The sequence below is a fragment of the Brachybacterium sp. NBEC-018 genome (assembly GCF_024860185.1).
Classification (GTDB): domain Bacteria; phylum Actinomycetota; class Actinomycetes; order Actinomycetales; family Dermabacteraceae; genus Brachybacterium; species Brachybacterium rhamnosum.
The window spans coordinates 1,938,698-1,958,892 of the sequence record NZ_CP100650.1; the positions used below are offsets into that span (position 1 = coordinate 1,938,698).

General features: G+C 73.6%; 9 protein-coding genes and 1 rRNA gene. All 10 read left to right on the forward strand.

Annotation, left to right across the window (positions count from 1 at the left end; translation table 11 throughout):
- Positions 1-85: 85 nt before the first annotated feature.
- The 10 genes from rrf (at position 86) to NLU66_RS08845 (ending at position 20,176) form a co-directional block, all read left to right on the forward strand.
- Positions 86-202 (forward strand): 5S ribosomal RNA (gene rrf / locus NLU66_RS08800).
- 342 nt (positions 203-544) lie between these two features.
- Positions 545-1,555, forward strand: coding sequence for a polyprenyl synthetase family protein (locus NLU66_RS08805; protein WP_259359357.1), 1,011 nt, complete (start codon positions 545-547; stop codon positions 1,553-1,555).
- Positions 1,556-1,842: 287 nt separating this feature from the next.
- Positions 1,843-8,082: an Ig-like domain-containing protein gene (locus NLU66_RS08810; RefSeq protein WP_259359358.1), complete on the forward strand. Its 6,240-nt coding sequence runs from the start codon at positions 1,843-1,845 to the stop codon at positions 8,080-8,082.
- 46 nt (positions 8,083-8,128) lie between these two features.
- Positions 8,129-9,103, forward strand: a complete 975-nt coding sequence (locus tag NLU66_RS08815; protein WP_259359359.1) for an AAA family ATPase — start codon at positions 8,129-8,131, stop codon at positions 9,101-9,103.
- Positions 9,100-10,473 (forward strand): DUF58 domain-containing protein, encoded by a 1,374-nt coding sequence (locus tag NLU66_RS08820; protein WP_259359360.1) that lies wholly within the window; start codon positions 9,100-9,102, stop codon positions 10,471-10,473. Before NLU66_RS08815 ends, NLU66_RS08820 begins: the two co-directional genes overlap by 4 nt.
- Positions 10,470-13,106 carry a transglutaminase-like domain-containing protein gene (locus NLU66_RS08825; protein ID WP_259359361.1) on the forward strand — a complete coding sequence of 879 codons (2,637 nt, stop codon included), beginning with the start codon at positions 10,470-10,472 and terminating at the stop codon, positions 13,104-13,106. Before NLU66_RS08820 ends, NLU66_RS08825 begins: the two co-directional genes overlap by 4 nt.
- Complete coding sequence (locus tag NLU66_RS08830) at positions 13,103-15,052, forward strand: RDD family protein (protein ID WP_259359362.1); 1,950 nt, start codon at positions 13,103-13,105, stop codon at positions 15,050-15,052. The genes NLU66_RS08825 and NLU66_RS08830 overlap by 4 nt, the downstream gene beginning before the upstream one ends.
- Positions 15,049-15,927: a protein phosphatase 2C domain-containing protein gene (locus tag NLU66_RS08835; RefSeq protein WP_259359363.1), complete on the forward strand. Its 879-nt coding sequence runs from the start codon at positions 15,049-15,051 to the stop codon at positions 15,925-15,927. Before NLU66_RS08830 ends, NLU66_RS08835 begins: the two co-directional genes overlap by 4 nt.
- Positions 15,924-18,545 carry an FHA domain-containing protein gene (locus NLU66_RS08840; RefSeq protein WP_259359364.1) on the forward strand — a complete coding sequence of 874 codons (2,622 nt, stop codon included), beginning with the start codon at positions 15,924-15,926 and terminating at the stop codon, positions 18,543-18,545. The genes NLU66_RS08835 and NLU66_RS08840 overlap by 4 nt, the downstream gene beginning before the upstream one ends.
- Positions 18,545-20,176 carry a serine/threonine-protein kinase gene (locus NLU66_RS08845; protein WP_259359365.1) on the forward strand — a complete coding sequence of 544 codons (1,632 nt, stop codon included), beginning with the start codon at positions 18,545-18,547 and terminating at the stop codon, positions 20,174-20,176. The genes NLU66_RS08840 and NLU66_RS08845 overlap by 1 nt, the downstream gene beginning before the upstream one ends.
- Positions 20,177-20,195: the final 19 nt, after the last annotated feature.

The window sequence follows — 20,195 nt, forward strand, 5'->3', positions numbered from 1 at the left end:
CTGTGTGGTTCTGGAGAAGCAACTCCTGCCATCGCGTCCCCCGTGTGGGGGTGTGGTTGGTCAGGGCTGGTTGGTCTCGCCGTGTTACGGCGGTCATAGCATCGAGGAAACGCCCGGTTCCATTCCGAACCCGGAAGCTAAGCTCGATTGCGCCGATGGTACTGCACTCGGGAGGGTGTGGGAGAGTAGGTCGCCGCCGGACATCTTCATCGGGAAGGGTGGAGGACGTCGCTGGGATGCTCGTGAGAGTGTCTCGCCGTCCTCCGCCCTTCCCTTTTTTCATGCCCACTTCCCGGGTCCTGGCGTTCCGCCGGTATGCATATCGGCGGTCCCATGGGCTCGAGGCGTCGCTCGAGCGAGAGCGAGCGCCTCCGCGACCATGTGGCGTTGGCCCGGTCGGGACCATGCGGCCCGGGCGCGAGGTGCCATGCCGGGTAGACTTCAGCGGCGCACTGGGGACGACCTTGCCCCTCGCGCCGGGCTCCGGCCCGCCACCGTTCTTCGTCCGTCGGCCCGCCGGCGAGCGCCGACCTTCAGGAGAGCCATGCCGTCCTCGCTGCCGGCCGTTCCCGACATCGACGACGTGATCGCGGATCGCATCGTCGAGCGCCTCGTCGAGGTGGAGGAGCAGCTTCGCCAGTCCGTCGCCACGAGCGATGACATGGTGCGGTGGACGGGCAGGCACCTCATGGACGCCGGCGGCAAGCGCGTGCGGCCCATGCTGACGCTGCTCGCCGCCTCTCTCGGGGACGTCGACGCCGAGGGCGTGGTCGACGCGGCCGTGCTCGTCGAGCTCACACACCTCGCGAGCCTCTACCACGACGACGTGATGGACTCCGCGACGACCCGTCGCGGCGCTCGCAGCGCGCACGCGATCTGGGGCAACAACGTCGCGATCCTCACCGGCGACTTCCTCTTCGCCCGGGCGAGCGGGCTGAGCGCGAGCATCGGCACCGAGGCCGTGCGGCTCCACTCCCACACCTTCGAGCGCCTCTGCCTGGGGCAGCTGCACGAGACCGTCGGTCCCACCGAGAAGGACGACCCCTTCGAGCACTACATCTCCGTGCTCGCGGACAAGACCGCCTCGCTGCTCGCCCTCGCCGGCCAGCTCGGCGCCCTCCTCGGCGGTGCGGGGGAGGACGCGGCGGAGATCATGCGCCGCTACGGCGAGAAGGTCGGTGTGGCCTTCCAGCTCGCCGATGACGTCCTCGACCTCGCGAGCGACGCGGGAACGAGCGGGAAGACCCCCGGGATCGATCTCCGTGAGGGCGTGCCGACCATGCCGACCCTCATCGTGCGCCGGCGGGCCGCCCAGGACCCCCAGGACGAGGGCACCGCCGAGATCGTCCGCCGGCTCGACGGCGACCTCGAGGACGACGCCGAGCTCGCCGCGCTCGTCGCTCTGCTGCGGGAGGACCCCGCGCTCGAGGAGACCCGTCAGCTCGCCGAGCGCACCGCGGCGGAGGCCATCGCCGTGCTCGAGGAGCTTCCCGAGGGGCCGGTCCGTGAGGCCCTCATCACGTTCACCTCGACCCTGGTGCAGCGCCGCCGCTGAGCCCGGACCAGGCCCTCCGCCCGCGGGGGTCCGTCCCCGCCCAGGTGGGGCGCATTGTGGACACATGGCGCTGAACGCGACCTTTGAGTACCCTGATCGGGTCGTGCATGCGGTGGTCCGAGCCCGGGGGAGGTCCTGACCGGTCGACCGGACCCACAGCGGTCGGTCGCCCGCACAGCGCCCGCCTCGGTGCGGAGGCCCGGTGCGGTTCCCCGGAGCTCCGCCCGTCCTCAGCACAGGAGCTCCGCGTCCACGACTCTCGAGCGAGTCTTCATGGGGGAACGAGCATGTCCGTCGACACCGGTGTGATCCGCCGTCGCCGTCGAACCGGCGCGATCTCCGCTGCGGTCCTCGCGATCGCCTCGCTGGTCATCACGGGCTTCGCGATCCACCACCCCGGATTGAGCTCCTCCGAGGTCGACGTCAACAACGGCGGCGTCTGGGTCACCAACCGCAGCGAGGGCCTCATGGGCCGCCTCAACGTCGACGCGCAGGAGCTCGACGCCCGCATCGCGCAGACAGGTGACGACCTCGGGCTGCTGCAGTCCGGCTACGACGTCATCGAGACCGGTCCGCGCGGCTTCACGCCCATCAACACCGAGGGCCTCTCCCGCGGCGGCGTCGTCGAGCTCGCCACGGGCAGCCAGGTGAAGCTCGGCGGGGACCGCGTCGCGATCGCCTCCCCGGACGGCAAGGTCTGGGTCATGTCCCCGGACGAGGCCGCCGCCTTCACCCCCTCCGGCGCGGATCCCGTCTACGAGTCCCAGGGCACGGCGCCGCGCATCGCCGTGAGCACCGAGGGCACGGTGTTCGTGCTCGACGGCGACCAGCTGCTCACCTTCCCCCGCGAGCCCAATACGCGCAATACCAAGAAGGCCGCCCGCAAGCCGGTCACGATCAGCGGCGTCTCCTCCAAGCCGGAGTCCCTCCAGCTGTCGACCGTCGGCGAGGAGCCGGTGATCCTCGACGCGGAGAACCAACTGCTGCGCCTGGGCACCAAGGGCAAGGACGTGAGCCTCGTCGACCAGGGGGTCGCCTCGCTCGAGGGCGCCAAGCTCCAGCAGCCGAGCACCGAGTCCGACCAGGTGGCGGTCGCCACCGCCGATGCGCTGCTCCTCGTCCCCCTCGGCGGCGGAGCTCCGCAGAAGATCGCGGCGGAGGGCACCGGGGAGCCGACGGAGCCGGCGCAGGCCAAGGGCTGCGCCTACGGGGCCTGGTCCACCTCGAACCGCTACGTGCGTGCCTGCGAGGGCCAGGAGCCGGTCAGCGAGGCGGTGCCGGGCGCGCAGGGGGAGGAGAGCCTCGTCCTCCGCGTCAACCATGACCTCGTGGTCCTCAACGACCAGGAGTTCGGTCTCTCCTGGATGATCGCCGAGCAGATGCAGGTCGTCGACGACTGGGTCATCACCCAGGACATCGAGACCAGCACGGCGAAGGAGAAGGAGAAGGAGACGCTCACGACCACGATCACCAACGTGGCCGCCGAGCGTGACAAGGAGAACCGCAAGCCCACCGCGAACGACGACGAGTTCGGCGTCCGCGCCGGCCAGAGCATCGTGCTGCCGGTCGTGCGCAACGACACCGACCCCGACGGCGACGTGCTCACCGTCGGCGTGAAGGGCCGCGGGCCGTCGATCGGGACCGTGACACCCATCGAGGGGGACACGCAGCTGCAGGTGGACGTCGCGGACGACGCCACCGGCTCCCAGACCTTCACCTACACGGCGGACGACGGCCGCGGTGGCACGGACACGGCGACCGTGACGCTGAACGTCGTGCCGGAGGGGGAGAACTCCGCCCCCCGGCCCGCCGAGGACAGCCTCACCAAGGTGCAGGTGCGCTCCGGCGAGTCCGTCTCGCTCAACGTGCTCCCGTACTGGGAGGACCCCGACGGGGACGCCTTCTACCTCTCCAACGCGACCATGGAGCCGGAGGACATCGTCTCCTTCACCCCGGACGGCCGCCTCACGATCAACGACGCGGGCCTCACGACGGGGAAGAAGGAGGTCACCCTCCAGTTCCGCGACGAGAACGGTGACGTGGGGGAGGGGACCCTCGAGATCGAGGCCGTCGCGGACGCCGACCTCACCCCGATCACGACCGCGGACCACGTCAGCATCGTCCAGGGCCGCTCCGCGACGATCAAGCCGCTCGCCAACGACCTCAACCCCAACGGCGGCGACCTCGAGCTCACGAACGTCTCGAAGGACGACCGCCTCGAGATCGACCCCGCGCTCGAGGCCGGCACCGTCAAGGTCTCCGGGCAGGAGCCCGGCACCTACTACCTCGACTACGCGGTCGCCTCGAGCGGCACCACCGAGACCTCGCCGGGCGTGATCCGCGTGGACGTGCTGCCCGAGAGCTCCGAGGAGCTCGTGCCCGTCGCCGTGGACGACATGGGCACCGTCACCACCGGCACCGAGACCCTCATCGACCCGCTGCAGAACGACGTGGACCCCACCGGCGGCGTGCTCGTGGTCAACGGTGTGGACGTCCCCGAGGACAGCGGGCTGAAGGCGACGGTCGTCGGCCACAGCCTGCTGCGGATCGAGGCGGAGCCCGGGGCCGAGGTCACGGGACGACCCGTGCCGCTCACCTACCACGTCGCGAACTCTGCCGGTCAGAGCGAGGGCACGGCCCGGGTCATGCTCGCCCAGACCGACACCCAGTTCGCGAACCCCGTCACCGTCCCCGACCGCGCGACGGTCCGTGCGGGCGACATGGTGCTCATCGACGCCCTCGACAACGACTCCTCGCCCACCGGCTCCGACCTCACCGTCGAGAAGCTCCTGGACACCGGGAGCGCCGACGCGAAGGGACGTCTCGAGGTCACCGAGGACAGGATCCGCTATCTCGCGGACCCGGGCACGAGCGGCGAGGTCACGCTCACCTACCAGGTGATCGACGAGACCGGCCGCCGCGGATCCGCACGGGTGACGATCTCGATCATCCCCGAGGACGCCGCGAACACCCCGCCGCGGCCGGAGAACCTCACCGCCCGGACCGTCTCCGGCACACCGGTGCGGATCCCCGTGCGCACCACCGGGGTGGACCCCGACGGCGACTCCGTCATCATCACCGGCATCGCCTCCCCGGCGCCCTCGCTCGGCGAGGTCACCGAGACCACCGGCGAGTGGATCGAGTACACCCCGCACGACGGCGCGACCGGCACGGACCGCTTCCGCTACCAGGTGATGGATCGCAGCGGCGCCGTCGGCACCGCCGAGGTGCAGGTCGGCATCGCCGCCCCGAGCGAGCAGAACCAGCCCCCGTACGCCGTCAACGACACGGTCGAGGTGCAGCCGGGTCGCGACGTCCAGGTCCCGGTGCTCGCCAACGACACCGATCCCGAAGGGGCGCCGCTCTCCGTGGACGCCGGCCAGGTCGAGGCGATCAGCGAGATCGAGGTCGCGCCCCAGGAGGAGTCCCCCGAGGGCATGGTCACCGTGACCACCCCCGAGGAGCCCGGCACCCACACGGTGCAGTACGCCGCGAGCGACGGCCAGCTCTCCAGCACCGGGACGATCACCGTCAAGGTGAACCCCGACGCGCCGCTGCTCGCCCCGATCGCCCGCGACGACTTCGTCTCCCCGGACGACGCCCTCGACCCCGAGATCGAGTACGTGGACGTCGACGTGCGCGCGAACGACGCCGACCCCGACGGCGCGACCACCGACCTCGAGGTGACCCTGCCCGACGGCGCCCCCGAGGGCACGCAGGCCCGCGACGACGGCACCGTGCGCGTCACCCCGCAGGAGGAGCAGCAGCGCATCCGCTACCGCGTCGAGGACCCCGACGGCCTCGAGGCCTACGGCTACATTTGGGTGCCGGGCACCGCGAAGCAGCCGCCCGTGTGGGTGGGTGAGCCGGTCACCGTCGACTTCGAGGGCGAGGCCACGATCGACCTCTCGAGCCCCGAGAACGTGCGCGTGCGCCCCGGCGCCGAGGCCGCGACGATCACCGACGCCGAGAGCGTCTCCGCGGATCACGCCGACGGCTCGCAGCTCGTCACGGACGCCTCGACGATCACCTACCGCCCCGCCGCGGGCTTCTCCGGCCAGGACACCGTCTCGGTCGAGGTCTCCGACGGCGCGAGCGGGGACGCGACCGCGGCGACCGCGACGCTCGCCATCCCGATCGAGGTGAAGCCCTCGACGGAGAAGGAGGAGAACCTCCCGCCCACCTTCCAGGGCGCCTCGCTCCGGGTCGAGCAGGGCGAGTCCTCGCCCCCCGTGGACCTCTCGGCCGGCGCGGAGGACCCCGAGGGGGACGAGCTCGTGTACGCCCTCGGCACCGTGCCGGAGGGCAAGGGCGTCGACGTCGCGCTCGAGGGCAGCACGCTCACCGCGACGGCGTCGACGACGGCCGTCAAGGGGACGATCGTCGACGTGCCCGTCACGGTCACCGACGGCAGCCACGACCCCGTCGCCGCCTCCGTGCAGGTCAACGTCACCGGGTCGAACCGGCCGCTGATCTCCGCCGGGCTCGACACCGCGACCATCGACGCGGGGGAGACCGGCACGGTCGACGTGCTCGCCAACGACTCCAACCCCTTCGAGGACGGGAAGCGGACGATCGAGAGCGCCCGGGTGACCGCGGGCGAGGGGAAGGCCGCGGTGAAGGGCGACCAGGTCGAGATCTCCCCGGACTCCGGCTTCCACGGCACCCTCACCGTGGAGTACGCGGTGCTCGACGACACCGGCGACCCCGACCGCCGGGTCACCGGCGAGGTCCGCGTGACGGTGCGGGACGTGCCGCAGGCGCCGTCGGCCCCGCGCATCGGCGAGGTGGGCGACGGCAGCGTCGAGCTGAGGTTCTCCGCCGGGGACGACAACGGCGCCCCGATCACCGGGTACACCGTGACCCCCGCGGGCGGATCGGCGAAGCCGACGCAGTGCCCCGCGACCTCGTGCACGATCACCGGGCTCGCCAACGACACCGAGTACACCTTCCGGGTCACCGCCACCAACGAGGTGGGGGAGTCGGAGCCGTCCGTCGCCTCCGCCAAGGCCCGGCCGGACGTGAAGCCGGAGAAGCCCGCCGCGCCCTCCGCCGAACGCGGTGACACCCGCCTCGGCGTGACATGGTCCGCCCCCGAGAACCGCGGCTCCGCGATCCAGTCCTACGACGTGCAGATCCAGGACACCGCGACCGGGCAGACGGAGGCCGTGAACGTCGAGGGCGGCGCGACCACGCACGAGTTCTCCGATCTCACCAACGGCACCGACTACCGGTTCCGGGTGCGCGCCAAGAACCTCGCCGACGACCCCTCGGACTGGTCCGCATGGTCCGCCCCCGAGCACCCGGCCGGCAAGCCCGGCAAGCCCGGCGGGAAGATGGAGGCCTCGCGCGTCAACGATCCGATCGGCGGCGGCGTGACCGTCACCTGGCCCGCGATGACCACCGCCGAGTCCAACGGCGAGCCGATCACGCAGTACGTGATCACCTCCTCCGGCGGGCAGAAGAAGACCGTCACGGCGAGGAAGGGCACGAACTCGTACACCTTCCGCGGTCTCGACGAGGACACCGAGTACTCCTTCACCTACACCGGCGTGAACTCGGTGGGCACGGGCACCTCCGCCTCCGCGGCCTCGAACAAGGTCGTGCCCTGGGCGAAGCCCGAGGCGCCGGGGAAGGTGACCGCGAAGCTCCCGGACGAGGGGAAGGGCGATGGTCCCAACGGGCGTGTGGACGTCTCCTGGGAGGCGGCCGACGGCGGCGGCACCGCCGTCAAGGACTACGTGGTCAGCTGGTCCGGGAAGACGAAGATCGTGGACGCCTCGCAGCACTCGACGCGGATCGAGGGTCTGACGAACGGGAAGGCCTACACCTTCACCGTCAAGGCGCGGAACCGCTTCGAGGGCGGCGAGAGCGCCTACTCGAAGGCGTCCAACAGCGTCACCCCGTACACGAAGCCCGCGGCGCCGAACGTCTCGGCCGCCCCAGGCAGCTGTTCCGGCAGCTCCTGCTCGGTCACCTTCTCCTCCTCCGCCAACGGCAGCGGCGGGGCGGACCCGGTGACCCTCACCTGCAGCATCGACGGCGGCGCCTTCGGCGACTGCCGGGACTCGGTGAGCGGCTCGAGCGGGCAGAAGCACACGATCACCGTGCGGGCGAAGAACCGCGGCGGGCTCATCAGCGAGGCGAGCGCCGAGGCGAACGCCCCGACCGCGACGCCGACCCCGAGCATCTCCGGGGCCAGGACGGCCGGCGACGCGAGCAACGAGAAGGGCTGCACCTACGGCAGCGGCTGCTACTACATCGACTTCACCGTCGGCGGTCTCGAGCCGAACACGACCTACACCTACTGCGTGAAGGGCGAGGACGTCAGCGGCGACGCCTGCTGGTACCCCACCAGCGACGGCAAGAACCCCGTCAAGGGGACCTTCACGACCGACGGGAACGGCAACTGGCAGCTGCGCGGCGGCGACCGCAAGCCCTTCTGGGGCAACTCCGGTCGAGCCGTCTGGATCTGGGTCGAGAAGGACGGGAAATCCGCCGACTCGAACCGGGTCACCCCCGTCTGACACCGACCGACCACTCCGCGACACCACGACACCGAGGACGTACCCGATGAGCATGACCCCCGAACAGGCCCGCTGGTTCTCCGACACCTTCGACAAGCTCGTCCAGAGCGTCGGCCAGGCCGTCATCGGGAAGAACGAGGTGGTGCGCCTCGTGCTCACCGCGATGATGGCCCCCGGCCACGTGCTGCTCGAGGACGCCCCGGGCACCGGCAAGACCTCGCTCGCCCGCTCGATCGCGGCGACCGTGCAGGGCTCGAGCACGCGCATCCAGTTCACCCCGGACCTGCTGCCCTCGGACGTCACCGGCGTGACGATCTACGACCAGACGAGCAAGCAGTTCGAGTTCCACCGCGGTCCCGTCTTCGCGAACGTCGTCCTCGCCGACGAGATCAACCGCGCCTCCCCGAAGACCCAGTCCGCGATGCTCGAGGTCATGGAGGAGGGCCGGGTGACGGTGGACGGCGTCACCCACGAGGTGGGCAGCCCCTTCATGGTCATCGCGACCCAGAACCCGATCGAGCAGGCGGGCACCTACCGCCTCCCCGAGGCGCAGCTGGACCGCTTCCTCATGAAGACCTCCCTCGGCTACCCCGACCACGCCTCGAGCGTCCAGATCCTTCAGGGCGCCTCGGTGCGCGACCGCAGCGCCCAGCTCGCCCCGCGGATCTCGCTGCAGGCCGTGAACGACATGACCCAGCTCGCCTCGACCGTCCACGTGGACCCGGCGGTCCTCGAGTACGTCTCCCGCCTCATGGAGGAGACCCGCCTCGCGCCCGAGGTGCGGGTCGGCGTCTCCATCCGCGGCGCGCTCGCGCTCATGCGCGCCGTGAAGGTGTGGGCCGCGGTCAACGGCCGCCACTACGTCATCCCCGACGACGTCAAGCACCTCGTCGAGCCCGTCTGGCTGCACCGCTTCGTGCTCGACCCCGAGGCGGAGTTCGCGGGCACCACCGCGAAGACGGTCATGACGAAGATCCTCAGCGAGGTGGCGCCTCCGCAGGCGCGTCAGCAGACCGCATGAACCTCGACACCTCGCTGCCCCAGGACACGGCCGACGCGAAGGCCGCCCGCCGGGAGTCCCGCCGACGCCGGCGGAGCTCCGGGCCCTCGGACCCGCGCGGCGGCGCGCCCGCCCCGCAGGGCGCCGTCCAGGGCGACGGCGAGAACCCGGAGGTCGAGCCCACCGGCGCCGCGAGGATCCGCTCTCGCCTCGCCCGCCTGTGGCGGAGGCGGATCCGACCCGTGCTCGGCGTCGTCTCGCCGATCGGCTGGGCGGTGCTCGGCGTCGCCGTCGCCGCCTGGACGGCGGGCCTCCTGCTCCACGTCACCGAGCTGAACGTGCTCGCGCTCGTGCTCACCGTCCCGCTCGTGATCGCGGCGGCCTTCGTGCTGGGCCGCGCGAACTACCGGGTGACCCTCGACCTCCAGAGCCATCGGGTGGTGGTGGGGACGCGCGCCGTCGGCCGCGTCGAGGTCGCCAATCCCACCCAGCGGCTCATCCTCCCCTCGCGGATCGAGCTCGCCGTCGGTGCCGCGACCGCCCAGTTCCTCGTCCCGCGCCTCGCCCCCGAGCAGACGCACGAGGAGCTCTTCGCCGTCCCCACCCGCCGGCGCGCCGTGCTCGTCGTCGGCCCCGTCCGCTCCGTGCGCGACGACCCGCTGTCCCTCATGCGCCGCCAGGTGACCTGGGCCCGCTCCCAGGAGCTGTACGTGCACCCGCGCACCGTGCGCCTCGACGAGGCGGCGAGCGGCTTCCTCCGCGACCTCGAGGGCACCCCGTCCTCGGACCTCTCCAGCTCCGACATCGCCTTCCACGCCCTGCGCGACTACGTGCCCGGGGACGACCGCCGCCACGTTCACTGGCGCACGACGGCGCGCACAGGGAAGCTCATGGTGCGGCAGTTCGAGGAGACCCGCCGCTCCCACGTCGTCGTCGCGCTCGACGACCTCCGCGACCACTACAGCGGCGACGACGAGTTCGAGCTCGCCGTCTCCGCCGCCGCCTCGATCTCCGCCCAGACCTTCCGGGAGGAGAAGGAGCTGACCGCCTTCACCGTCACCGCGAACCAGCGCACCGCCGCGTACCGCCCCCTCATGGACGACTACACCGAGCTCGAGCTGCGCGCCGGCCGCCAGGGGCTCCACGAGCTCGGGCAGAAGGCCGCCGACCTCGCCCCGAACGCCTCCGCTGTCATGCTCGTCGTCGGGGCCCATGCGACAGCCCGGGAGCTGAACGCGGCGGCCACCCAGCTGCCGCTCGGTGTGCTCGCCGTCGCGATCCGCTGCGTGGACGGCGCCGAGGTGCGCCGCTCCGCGATCGGCGGTCTCGACGTGGTGACCCTCGGCGACCTCGACGACCTCCCCAAGGCCCTCCGGGCGGTGGGCCGATGAGCGCCGCCGCCCGCGCCCCGCGCTCCCGCAGCCTCTTCTCCGAGGTGCCGATGCGCCGTCACGTCATCGACCTGGCGGTCCTGCTCGTCCTGTTCGTGCTCACCCTGGTCGGCTTCCAGCCCGTCTACGGGGGAGCGCAGTACCTCGTCACCGGCGTGCTCGGGATCCTGCTCGGCATGCTCATCGCCGTGATCGGCGCGCAGTGGCGCTGGGGCCCGCTGCGCATCACCGCGCTGCTGATCGGGGTCTACCTCCTGCTCGGCGCCATGTTCGCAGCGCCCACCCACGCGCTCTGGGGCGTGGTCCCCACCCCGGCCGCGCTGCTCGAGCTGCTCAAGGCGCCGGTGGCGACGTGGAAGTCCGTGCTCACCGTCGCCCCGCCCGTGGGCACCGCGCAGGGCGTGCTCGGCGTCGTCTGGATCAGCACCCTGCTGCTGAGCCTGCTGGGCTCCACGATCGTCCTGCGCACCCGCGCCGTCGTCGCCGCCTGGCTGTTCCCGATCGCCCTGCTCGCGGTGACGATCGTCTTCGGGACGACCGACGCCTTCGCGCCCGTGATCCGGGCGGTCCCCTTCGCGATCCTCTCCGTGGCCTGGCTGACCTGGCGCTTCGAGAGCGACCGTCTCGCCGGGGCCCGCTCGACGATCATCTCCGACGCCACCGGCACGGTGAGCCCCGGATCCTGGCGCAACCCCGTGCTGCGCCGCCGCGTGGTGGGCGGCGCGGTGGTCCTCGCGCTCGCCGGCGGCGTCGCGATCGGCGCGCAGTCCCTCCTGGACCCGCCGGAGGGCGCGGGCCGCACCGCGCTGCGCGACGAGATCACCCCGCCCTTCGACCCCCGCGAGTACGTCTCCCCGCTCGCGGAGTTCCGGGGCTACTACAAGTCCCAGCGCAAGACCGAGCTGTTCTCCGCGACCGGGCTGGCGGGCGGCGAGTACGTGCGGCTGGCCTCCCTGGACCGGTACGACGCCCAGGTCTACAACGTCGCGAGCTCGACCTCCAAGAACAGCGCCTCGGGCGCGTTCGTGCGCACCGCGAGCGGAGTGGACCTCCACGAGGGGACGAGCGCCCAGGCAACGAGCACCGTCACGATCGGCGCCTACACGGGGGTCTGGATGCCGACCGTCGGCAGCCGCACGGATCGCATCGACCTCGGTGACCTCACCCCGAGCCGCGAGGGGGACGTGGCCGAGAACCTGTTCCTCAACGAGCGCAGCGGCACAGCGGTCAACGCCTCGGGCATGGTCACGGGGGACACCTACACGCTCTCCTACGATCCGTACACGCCGCCCACCGCGGAGGACCGACGCAGCGCGACGTTCGCCGACGTCGAGCTGCCCGAGAACCCGGAGCTCGATCCCGCGGTGCGGGAGCTCGCCGAGACCTGGGCCGGGACCTCGGCCTCCGACTACGAGCGCTTCGCGAACCTCTCCCGCCAGATCAAGGCGGATGCCTTCTACTCCCACGGCGTGGACGACGACGACGCCGCCTCGCCCTCGGGCCACGGCGTCATGCGCCTCCAGGACATGCTCGAGGACCCCTCCTTCGAGGAGGGGAAGGCCGATGCGCGCCCCAAGGGCCCCATCGGTGACGAGGAGCAGTTCGCGGCGCTCACCGCCGTCATGGCCCGCGAGATCGGGATCCCGGCGCGGGTCGTCATGGGCTTCCAGGTCCCCGAGGACGCCTCGGGCACCGTCTCGATCACGGGCGAGGACGTCACCGCCTGGGTCGAGGTGGACTTCGAGGAGCTGGGCTGGGTGCGCTTCGATCCCGCCCCCGAGGAGGACGAGGACCCCACCCAGCCCCAGCCCAAGGAGGTGGACAAGCCGCTGCCGCAGGTCGCCCAGCCCCCGCCGCCCCCGGCCGAGCCGCCGAGCCCGCCGCCCGGCGCGATGAGCGACGACGCGGACGACGAGGAGGACGAGCAGGACGAGACCCTCTCCTGGGGCGTCTACGTGCTCCTCGGCGTCTCCCCGTTCCTCCTGATCGGGCTCGTGCTCACGTCGATCGTGGTCGCCAAGGTGGTGCGCCGCCGTCGACGGAGGAACCGGGACTCGCTGCCGGAGCGGGTCGACGGCGGCTGGCAGGAGATCCTCGACCAGGTCACGGATCTCGGCACGCGCCCGGACCCGCGGATGACGCGGCAGGAGATCGCCGCGTCCCTCGACGGGGCGGCGATGCCCGCAGGGGCGGCAGGTCCCGGGGCCATGGGGACCGGGGTCGGTGCGAGGGCGCTCGCGGCGACCGCGGACCGCGTGGTCTTCGGTCCGGACGACGTCCCCGCCGCCGTGGTCGACGCCTACTGGGACGACGTCCAGGGGACCCGGCGCGCGCTCGTCGCGGCGGCCCCGCGGCGTCGCCGTCTCCGTGCGCTGTTCTCGCTGCGCTCGTTCCGGCGCGGTCCGCGGGAGACAGCCCTCGAGCGCCGCTCCGAGCGGGCCCGGGTCCGTGCCCGTGCCGCCGCGGACCGCCGCGGGGCCGAGCTCCGACGTCGCCGGGCCGCCCCCGGCTCCCGTCCCGCCGCCGGCGGCGGCGCGCTGGCACCCCAGAACCTGCTCCCGGCGGTGCGAGGATTCCTCTCCCGCCTCGCCGGGCGGATCCCGAGAGCGCCGAGGAAGGGCGATCGACGATGAACCAGACCCGATACTGCAGCACCTGCGGTGCCCTGCTCCCGGAGGGGGCCGCCGTGTGCGGCGAGTGCGGCGCCCGCTATCAGGCCTCCCCGTACGAGCGCCGCGCCACGGACGCACCCGATGCCTGGTCGCAGTCCCCGCGCGCCCGTTCCCGTGACCTCGGTCAGGAGGAGTCCGGCCCCGCGGAGGAGGAGGGGATCCAGCTGCTCTCCCGCGAGGACCTCGCTCCGCGTGAGCCCGGGGCCACGACGCTGCGGGGTGCGGACCAGTACGATCGGCGGATGGTCACACAGCCCGGAACGCAGCCCGGCGGGGACCCCGGCGCCTCGCCCGTCTACGGTTCCCCCGCTCCCGCACCCGCCTCCGCCACCCCGGGGGAGGGCGGCCCTGCCGCTCTCGAGCCCCCGCTGGACGGCTGCGTGCCCGCACCCGCCGCCAAGCGCCTGCTCGCCGCGATCGTCGACGGCGTGATCCACGGCGTCGTCCTCGTGCCGCTGATCATCGGCATCGTCCTGATCGCGACCCAGGAGTCGCCCGGCACCCTCGCCGCGGTGCTCACCGGGATCGGCGTCGCCCTGCCCGTCGCCTATGCCGTGGTGATCATCTGGCTGCACGGGGCGAAGGGCTTCACCCCCGGCAAGCTCGCCCTCGGCCTGCGCACGGCGCGGGTCACGGAGGGCGGCCGCCTCGGGTTCGTGCGCTCCCTGGGCCGCGCGGTCCTGTACCGCCTGTTCCCGCTGCTCTTCGCGCTGTCGATCTTCCTGGACCCGCGCGGCACCCTGCGCGGCTTCCACGACCGTGTGGTGGACTCGGTCGTGGTCGACGTGAAGGCGGGCCGCGATCCTCTGCGTCCCCGCGCCGACGACTTCGAGCGTCGCAGCGACGAGGAGTACCTCGGTGCGCCCTCCGTCGCCGTCGACGCCCATGACAACCTGCTGGCCGCGCCCGGTGCCGCATGGTCGGGCGGCGTCCCGTCGGCGCCGTCCGCGCAGCCCGCCGGGGCGCCGGCACCCGCGGACGCCCCGTGGTCGCCGCCGTCGTCCCCCGCGGCTCCCGCGCCGGAGGCGGCCCCGTCGAGCGGCCCCTCGGCCGCGCCCGCGGAGCAGTGGGGTCCCCCTGCTCCCGCGGCCTCGGCACCCGTGGATCAGCCGCCGGTGAGCTCCGCGTCCTCCGGTGCCGGTCACGAGTCCTGGGCCCCGTCCGCGCCGTCGGCCCCCGCGCAGCCGGAGCAGCCGGCTCCCTCCTGGGGGCCGCCGCCCTCGGCGGAGCAGCCCGCCGCGCCGGCCGAGCCCGTGCAGCCCGCCCCGCCGGTCCAGCCGTCGCAGCCGGTCCAGCCGCCTCAACCGGCTCAGCCCTTCTCGTCCGCTCCGCCGGCCCCGCCCGCCGCCGGGTACGCGCCCCCGCCCCAGGAGTCCTTCGCCCCCGCGCCGGTCCCGGAGCAGTCCGGCGACATCACGGGCGACGCCTGGGCCGCGCAGCCCGCGGCCGACGGCCCCGCCGAGGCGGAGCCCGCCGTCGGCGCCGACGAGGTCGACGAGCAGACCCGCATGACCGCCCCGGTCGGCGAGGACCTCGGTGACCTCGAGGCGACCCGCATCTCCGCCGTCTCCCTGCCGCCCGTGCACCGCGCCCTGCTCACCGTCGACGACGGCACCGAGCACCGGCTCGACCGCACGACAGTCCTGGGCCGCAACCCGAGTGCCGAGGAGGGCGAGGCGGGCGTGGTGCTGCCGGACCCCACGCGCTCGATCTCCAAGACCCACCTGCGGGTGGAGCCGACGGCGGAGGGCGTCACCGTCACGGACCTCGGCTCGACCAACGGCTCCGCGATCCTCCTCCAGGACGGCACGCGCGAGGCGCTCGTCCCGCACACCGCCACCGAGGTTCCCGCGGGGGCGCGCGTGGGCATCGGCGACCGCTGGCTCACCGTGGAGAGGGAGCAGTGATCGACCGCTCCCTCTCGGACCCGGACGCGCAGGGCACCATCCGCGTGGTCTCCTCGGCGACCACGCACGTGGGGCACGTGCGCGCCACGAACGAGGACAGCATGCTCGCCCACCCGCCGATCTACCTGGTCGCGGACGGCATGGGCGGGCACAACGCCGGCGAGGTCGCGAGCGCGATCACCGTCGAGGAGTTCGAGCGCCTCACGCTGCAGGAGAACGTGAGCGTCGAGCAGCTCGGCGACGCGCTGACCTCCGCCGGGGACCGCATCGCGGCCCTCACCGGCGAGGCGCAGCAGGGCGCCGGGACCACCGTCGCCCTCGTCGCGTCGATGGTCCTGGACGGCGTGGGCTACTGGGTGGTGCTGAACCTCGGCGACTCCCGCGTGTACCGCCTCTCGGGAGAGATCTTCGAACAGGTCAGCGTGGACCACTCCGTCGTCCAGGAGCTCATGGACCGCGGCGACCTCACCGCGGCGGAGGCGGAGGTCCATCCGTACCGGCACATGGTCACGCGCGCGCTGGGCGCCGGCCCGGACTCCGAGCCCGACTACTGGCTGATCCCGGCGGAGGTCGGCGATCGCATGCTCATCTGCTCCGACGGCCTGACCAACGAGGTCGAGGACGCGTCGATCGAGCGCGCCCTGCGCAGCCCGCGGGACGTGCGGACGATCGGTGAGGACCTCGTCCAGCTCGCGCTGGACGCCGGCGGCCGCGACAACGTGAGCGTCGTGATCGTCGAGGCCGTGGAGATCCTGGGCCTGTCGCTGCCCCCGGAGTCCACGGCGGACCTCCCCGGGGAGGACACCGACGAGCACGAGATCGACGAGGACACGCTGCCCCGCGGTCTCGAGCGCGAGGCCGGCGAGGGACGATGAACGGATCCGGGGGCGAAGGAGCGGCGAGCACGGGCACCGGGGACGGCCCCGCGCCGCTGCTCGGCGCCGGCATCTGGGTGCAGAACGGGCCGGCGACGCTCGTCGTGCGCGAACGCGGCTGGATCGTCCTCGTGCCGGGCACCCGCAAGGAGGTCATCGAGGCCGCGTGGAGCGTCCTCGGCGAGGACGCGGTCGACGGCGACTCCCTGCTGCCCCGGACCGCGGAGCTCGCGGGCCTCGAGGGGCCGGAGAAGATCCCGGCGATCCTCTTCGCCCTCGTCAGCGGGAGCTCCGCGCAGCTGGGCGTGAAGGGTCGGACCCTGCTCTCGCTGCATGACGCCGACGGCGCACGGCAGCTCGAGGGTGCCGACGGCGAGCTGCGCAGCGCGAGCGCCGAGGGCCTCGAGCGGATCGCCTTCGGCGACCTCCCTCCCGAGGAGCCGACGGGCGGCCTGCGGATCGGGACCGGGGTCATGCGCACCAAGGGCTTCGTGCACATGCTCGTGGACCCCGCCGCGCTCCCGGAGGAGCGTCGGGCCCGCCTCGCCGCGCAGGTCGAGAAGGACGGCCGCTCGATCGAGTCCGAGGAGGCGAAGGCGAAGCGTGCCGCGGCCCCGGCGCCCGCTCGGCCCGCAGCGTCCTCGAGCTCCTCGACCCCCGTCAGGAAGCCTGCCGCGGCCACCCGCAAGCCGGGGGAGATGCCTCCCTCGATCGCCGGACGCGGCGGCTCCTCCTCGCGGGCCTCGCGGACCGAGCCCGAGGCGCCGCGCGGCCCCAGCGTGTTCGACGGGCTGTTCGGCGGCGAGGCGCCGGCTCCCGCCACGACGCCCCCGGCGACCCCGGCCGCAGCCCCGGAGCCCGTGGCCCCGGCAGCCGAGAGGTCGGCGTCCGCGCCCACCCCGGCAGCGGCGCCCGCGTCCGCGCCCGAGACCCCGGCGGCCGGGACCTCTGTCCCCGAGACCCCAGTGGCGGAGAACGCCGAGGCCGAGGCCCCCACCCCCGTCGTGGAGCCGTCGGAGTCGACGCCGGCCGCCGCCCCGACACCCTCTCCGGCCCCCGCAGCCGCGCCAGCCCCGACGGAGGACGTGTCCTCGTCACCGTCGGCGGAGCAGCGGGCCGTCGCGCAGCAGCCGACCGTGCAGGGCCAGGCCGAGCAGCCCGCGCCCCGGCGCCGGCTCGTGAGCACCTCGCTCTTCGACCGACGCCGTCCCGCGGCCCCGCCGGCGCCGGCCACCGCGTCGTCGCCGGTCGCGCCGGAGGACCCCGGGGCGACCCGGATCGAGCCGGCGGAGGACCGGATCGACCTCCCGGACGAGCAGACCCAGGTGCCGGTCACGGAGGCCGCTCCCGCGGAGCCGCGGCCCGTGACCCCGGGACCCGCAGCGACGCCCGCTGCCTCATCGACACGCGCACCGGCGGCGACGCCCGCATCCGCGGCGACGCCCGCGCCTGCGGCGACCCCCGCTCCGGCCCCCGCCCGATCGCAGCCGGCCCACCGCGCCGCCTCACCGGTCCCCGAGCACTCCGGGGCGCGAGCCGGCTCCCGCCGGGAGCTCCCGCCGGATCTCGACACCTCCCTCACCTACGACGACCTCTTCGGGAAGACGGTCTTCCGCAGGATCGAGGACGCCGCGGTCCGTCGCCGCGAGGAGGCCGAGGAGCACGAGGAGGAGCCGGACGCGCCGGAGCGCCCCGGCGCCGACGTCCCCGACGCGGGGCATGCGGACGCCGCGTCACCGGGGAGCGCCCCGTCGGCGCAGCCCGCACCGTCGCCGAGCCTCGCCGCCCCGAGCCCGGCGCCCGTTCCCGAGCACACGGGCTCGGACTTCATCGACTGGGTGCCCGGGGTCGGGCGCACGGCACCGGAGATCGCGCAGACCGCGGCGCAGCGCGCGGCGACCCCGCCCGTCGCCGCCCCCGCCTATCCGCAGGTCCACATGCCCGCGCCGTCGGCCCCCGCCGGCGCGCCGGGATCGCCGGCCGCCCCGCCGCGGCAGCGACCCACCGCCCCGCCTCAGCGACCCACGGCCCCGCCGCAGCGACGCACGGCCCCAGCGGCGCCGGCGACCCCGGCGGTGCCCGCTCCCGGCCCCCAGGCCGGACCGACCGCCGCCCCGGCGTCGGCCACGTCGAGCTCCCGGCCCGACGCGGTCACCCACGAGGTGACCCTCCCCGGTCTCGTCTGCCCCCACGGCCATGCCAACGCCCCCGAGCGCGCCGCCTGCGCCGTGTGCCGGCTCCCGCTCCAGGGCCCGGTGCGGCCCGTCACCCGTCCCGCTCTGGGGCAGGTCATGATCTCGACCGGCGGCGGGTTCGTCCTGGACCGCAGCGCGATCATCGGCCGTCGCCCCCGCGCCTCCCGCGTGAGCGTCGCCGACATGCCCCAGCTGATCACCGTCCCGAGCCCGCAGCAGGACGTCTCCCGCTCCCATCTCGAGCTGCGGCTCGAGGGGTGGCACGTCCTGGCCACGGACCTCGGCACCACCAACGGCACGACCCTGCACCGACCCGGCGCGGACCCGGTGCGCCTGCGCCCCCGCGAGGGCGTCGGGCTGGGCCACGAGGACGTCCTCGACCTCGGCGACGGCGTGCTGCTGCGCTACCTGGGGGTCCGGTGATGGCACGCCCGCCCCAGGCCCCGCCGGAGCTCGCCGGCTACTCCTACGAGACCGTGCTGGGCTCGGGCGGCTTCGCCGACGTCTTCCTCTACCGCCAGCAGCGCCCGCAGCGACGCGTCGCGATCAAGGTGCTGCTGTCGACCGTGCTCGACGAGAGCGTCGCCCGCCAGTTCGAGGGCGAGGCCAACGTCATGGCCTCCCTCTCCACGCACCCCTCGATCGTCGCGATCTACGCCGCCGAGGTCTCCGCCGACCACCGGCCCTACATCGTCATGGAGTACTGCTCGCGCCCCAACTACGGCGTGCGCTTCCGGCGCGAGCGGATCACCGTCGCGGAGGCCCTGCGGGTGGGGGTGCAGATCGCCGGCGCGGTGGAGACCGCGCACCGCGCGGGGATCCTGCACCGCGACATCAAGCCCGCGAACATCCTCGTCACCGACTACAATCGGCCGGCGCTGACGGACTTCGGCATCTCCATCGCGACGACCGGCGGCCAGGACATCGAGGACAGCCAGGGCCTGTCGATCCCGTGGTCGCCGCCCGAGTTCTTCACCGACCCGCCGCGGGCGGACGTCCGCAGCGACGTGTTCTCCCTCGCCGCGACGATCTACTCCCTGCTCGCCTCCGCGACCCCGTTCGAGCGTCGCGGTCAGCGCAACTCCGCCACCGACCTCATCCAGCGGATCAGCTCGGAGCCTCTGCTGCCGCTGGACCGGCCCGACGTCCCGCCCGAGCTGGGGCGGGTGCTCGCCGTCGCCATGGCGAAGGATCCGCAGGCCCGCTACCCGAGCGCCCTCGACCTGGGCCGCGCGCTCCAGCAGGTCGAGCTGGGGCTCTCCCTGCCGGTCACGCAGATGGACGTGCTCGACGAGCGGGGACCCGCCCCCGAGGAGCAGGGCCAGGACGACGAGCTCGAGGCGCACACACGCATCCGGCGCGTCTCGACCGTGGACCCCGAGGAGTCCTCCCGTCGCCTCGACCGCTTCGCCGGGGTCGCGCCGGCGCTGTCCGGCCCCCGTCACGGCTCGCCCGGCTCGGGCGCGTCGGCGCACTCCGCGGCCTCCGCCGCGGAGCCGGGAGGGGAGTCCACCGTCCTGCGACCGGCCGGCGCGGCCCCCCTCGGCGCGACCCCGCTCGCGGCGACCGCCGCCGGCGGCGCGGCACCCGAGCGGACCACCCGGACCTGGCCTTGGATCGTGCTCGCCGCGGTGCTCGTCGTCCTCCTCGGCGTCGGCACCACGATCGGCGTGCGCGCCCTGGTCGTCGAGCCGGAGCCGGTCACCGCGACCTCGCCGGTCAACGTGCCCACGGGCGGGGCGGAGGCCCCGGGCGAGCCCGTCGACCCGAAGGTCGTCGTCATCACCGAGGAGGCCGAGGGCGCCACCGGGAGGGCCAAGGTCACCTGGGGCGTCCCCGAGGGCTACACGGAGGACGACTTCTTCCGCGTCCGGTGGAAGGACATGCCGGACAACTACGAGAAGTTCGGCCAGTGGACCGAGCAGCACGGGCGCAGCTCCGAGGTGCGCGACATGCCGCCGAACCTGAAGGATCGCTGCCTCGAGGTGCAGACCGTCTCCCCGGACGGGCAGTCGAGCGGGATCGTCGAGGCCTGCCTCGAGGACGACGGATGACCGGCACGGGCAGGATGAC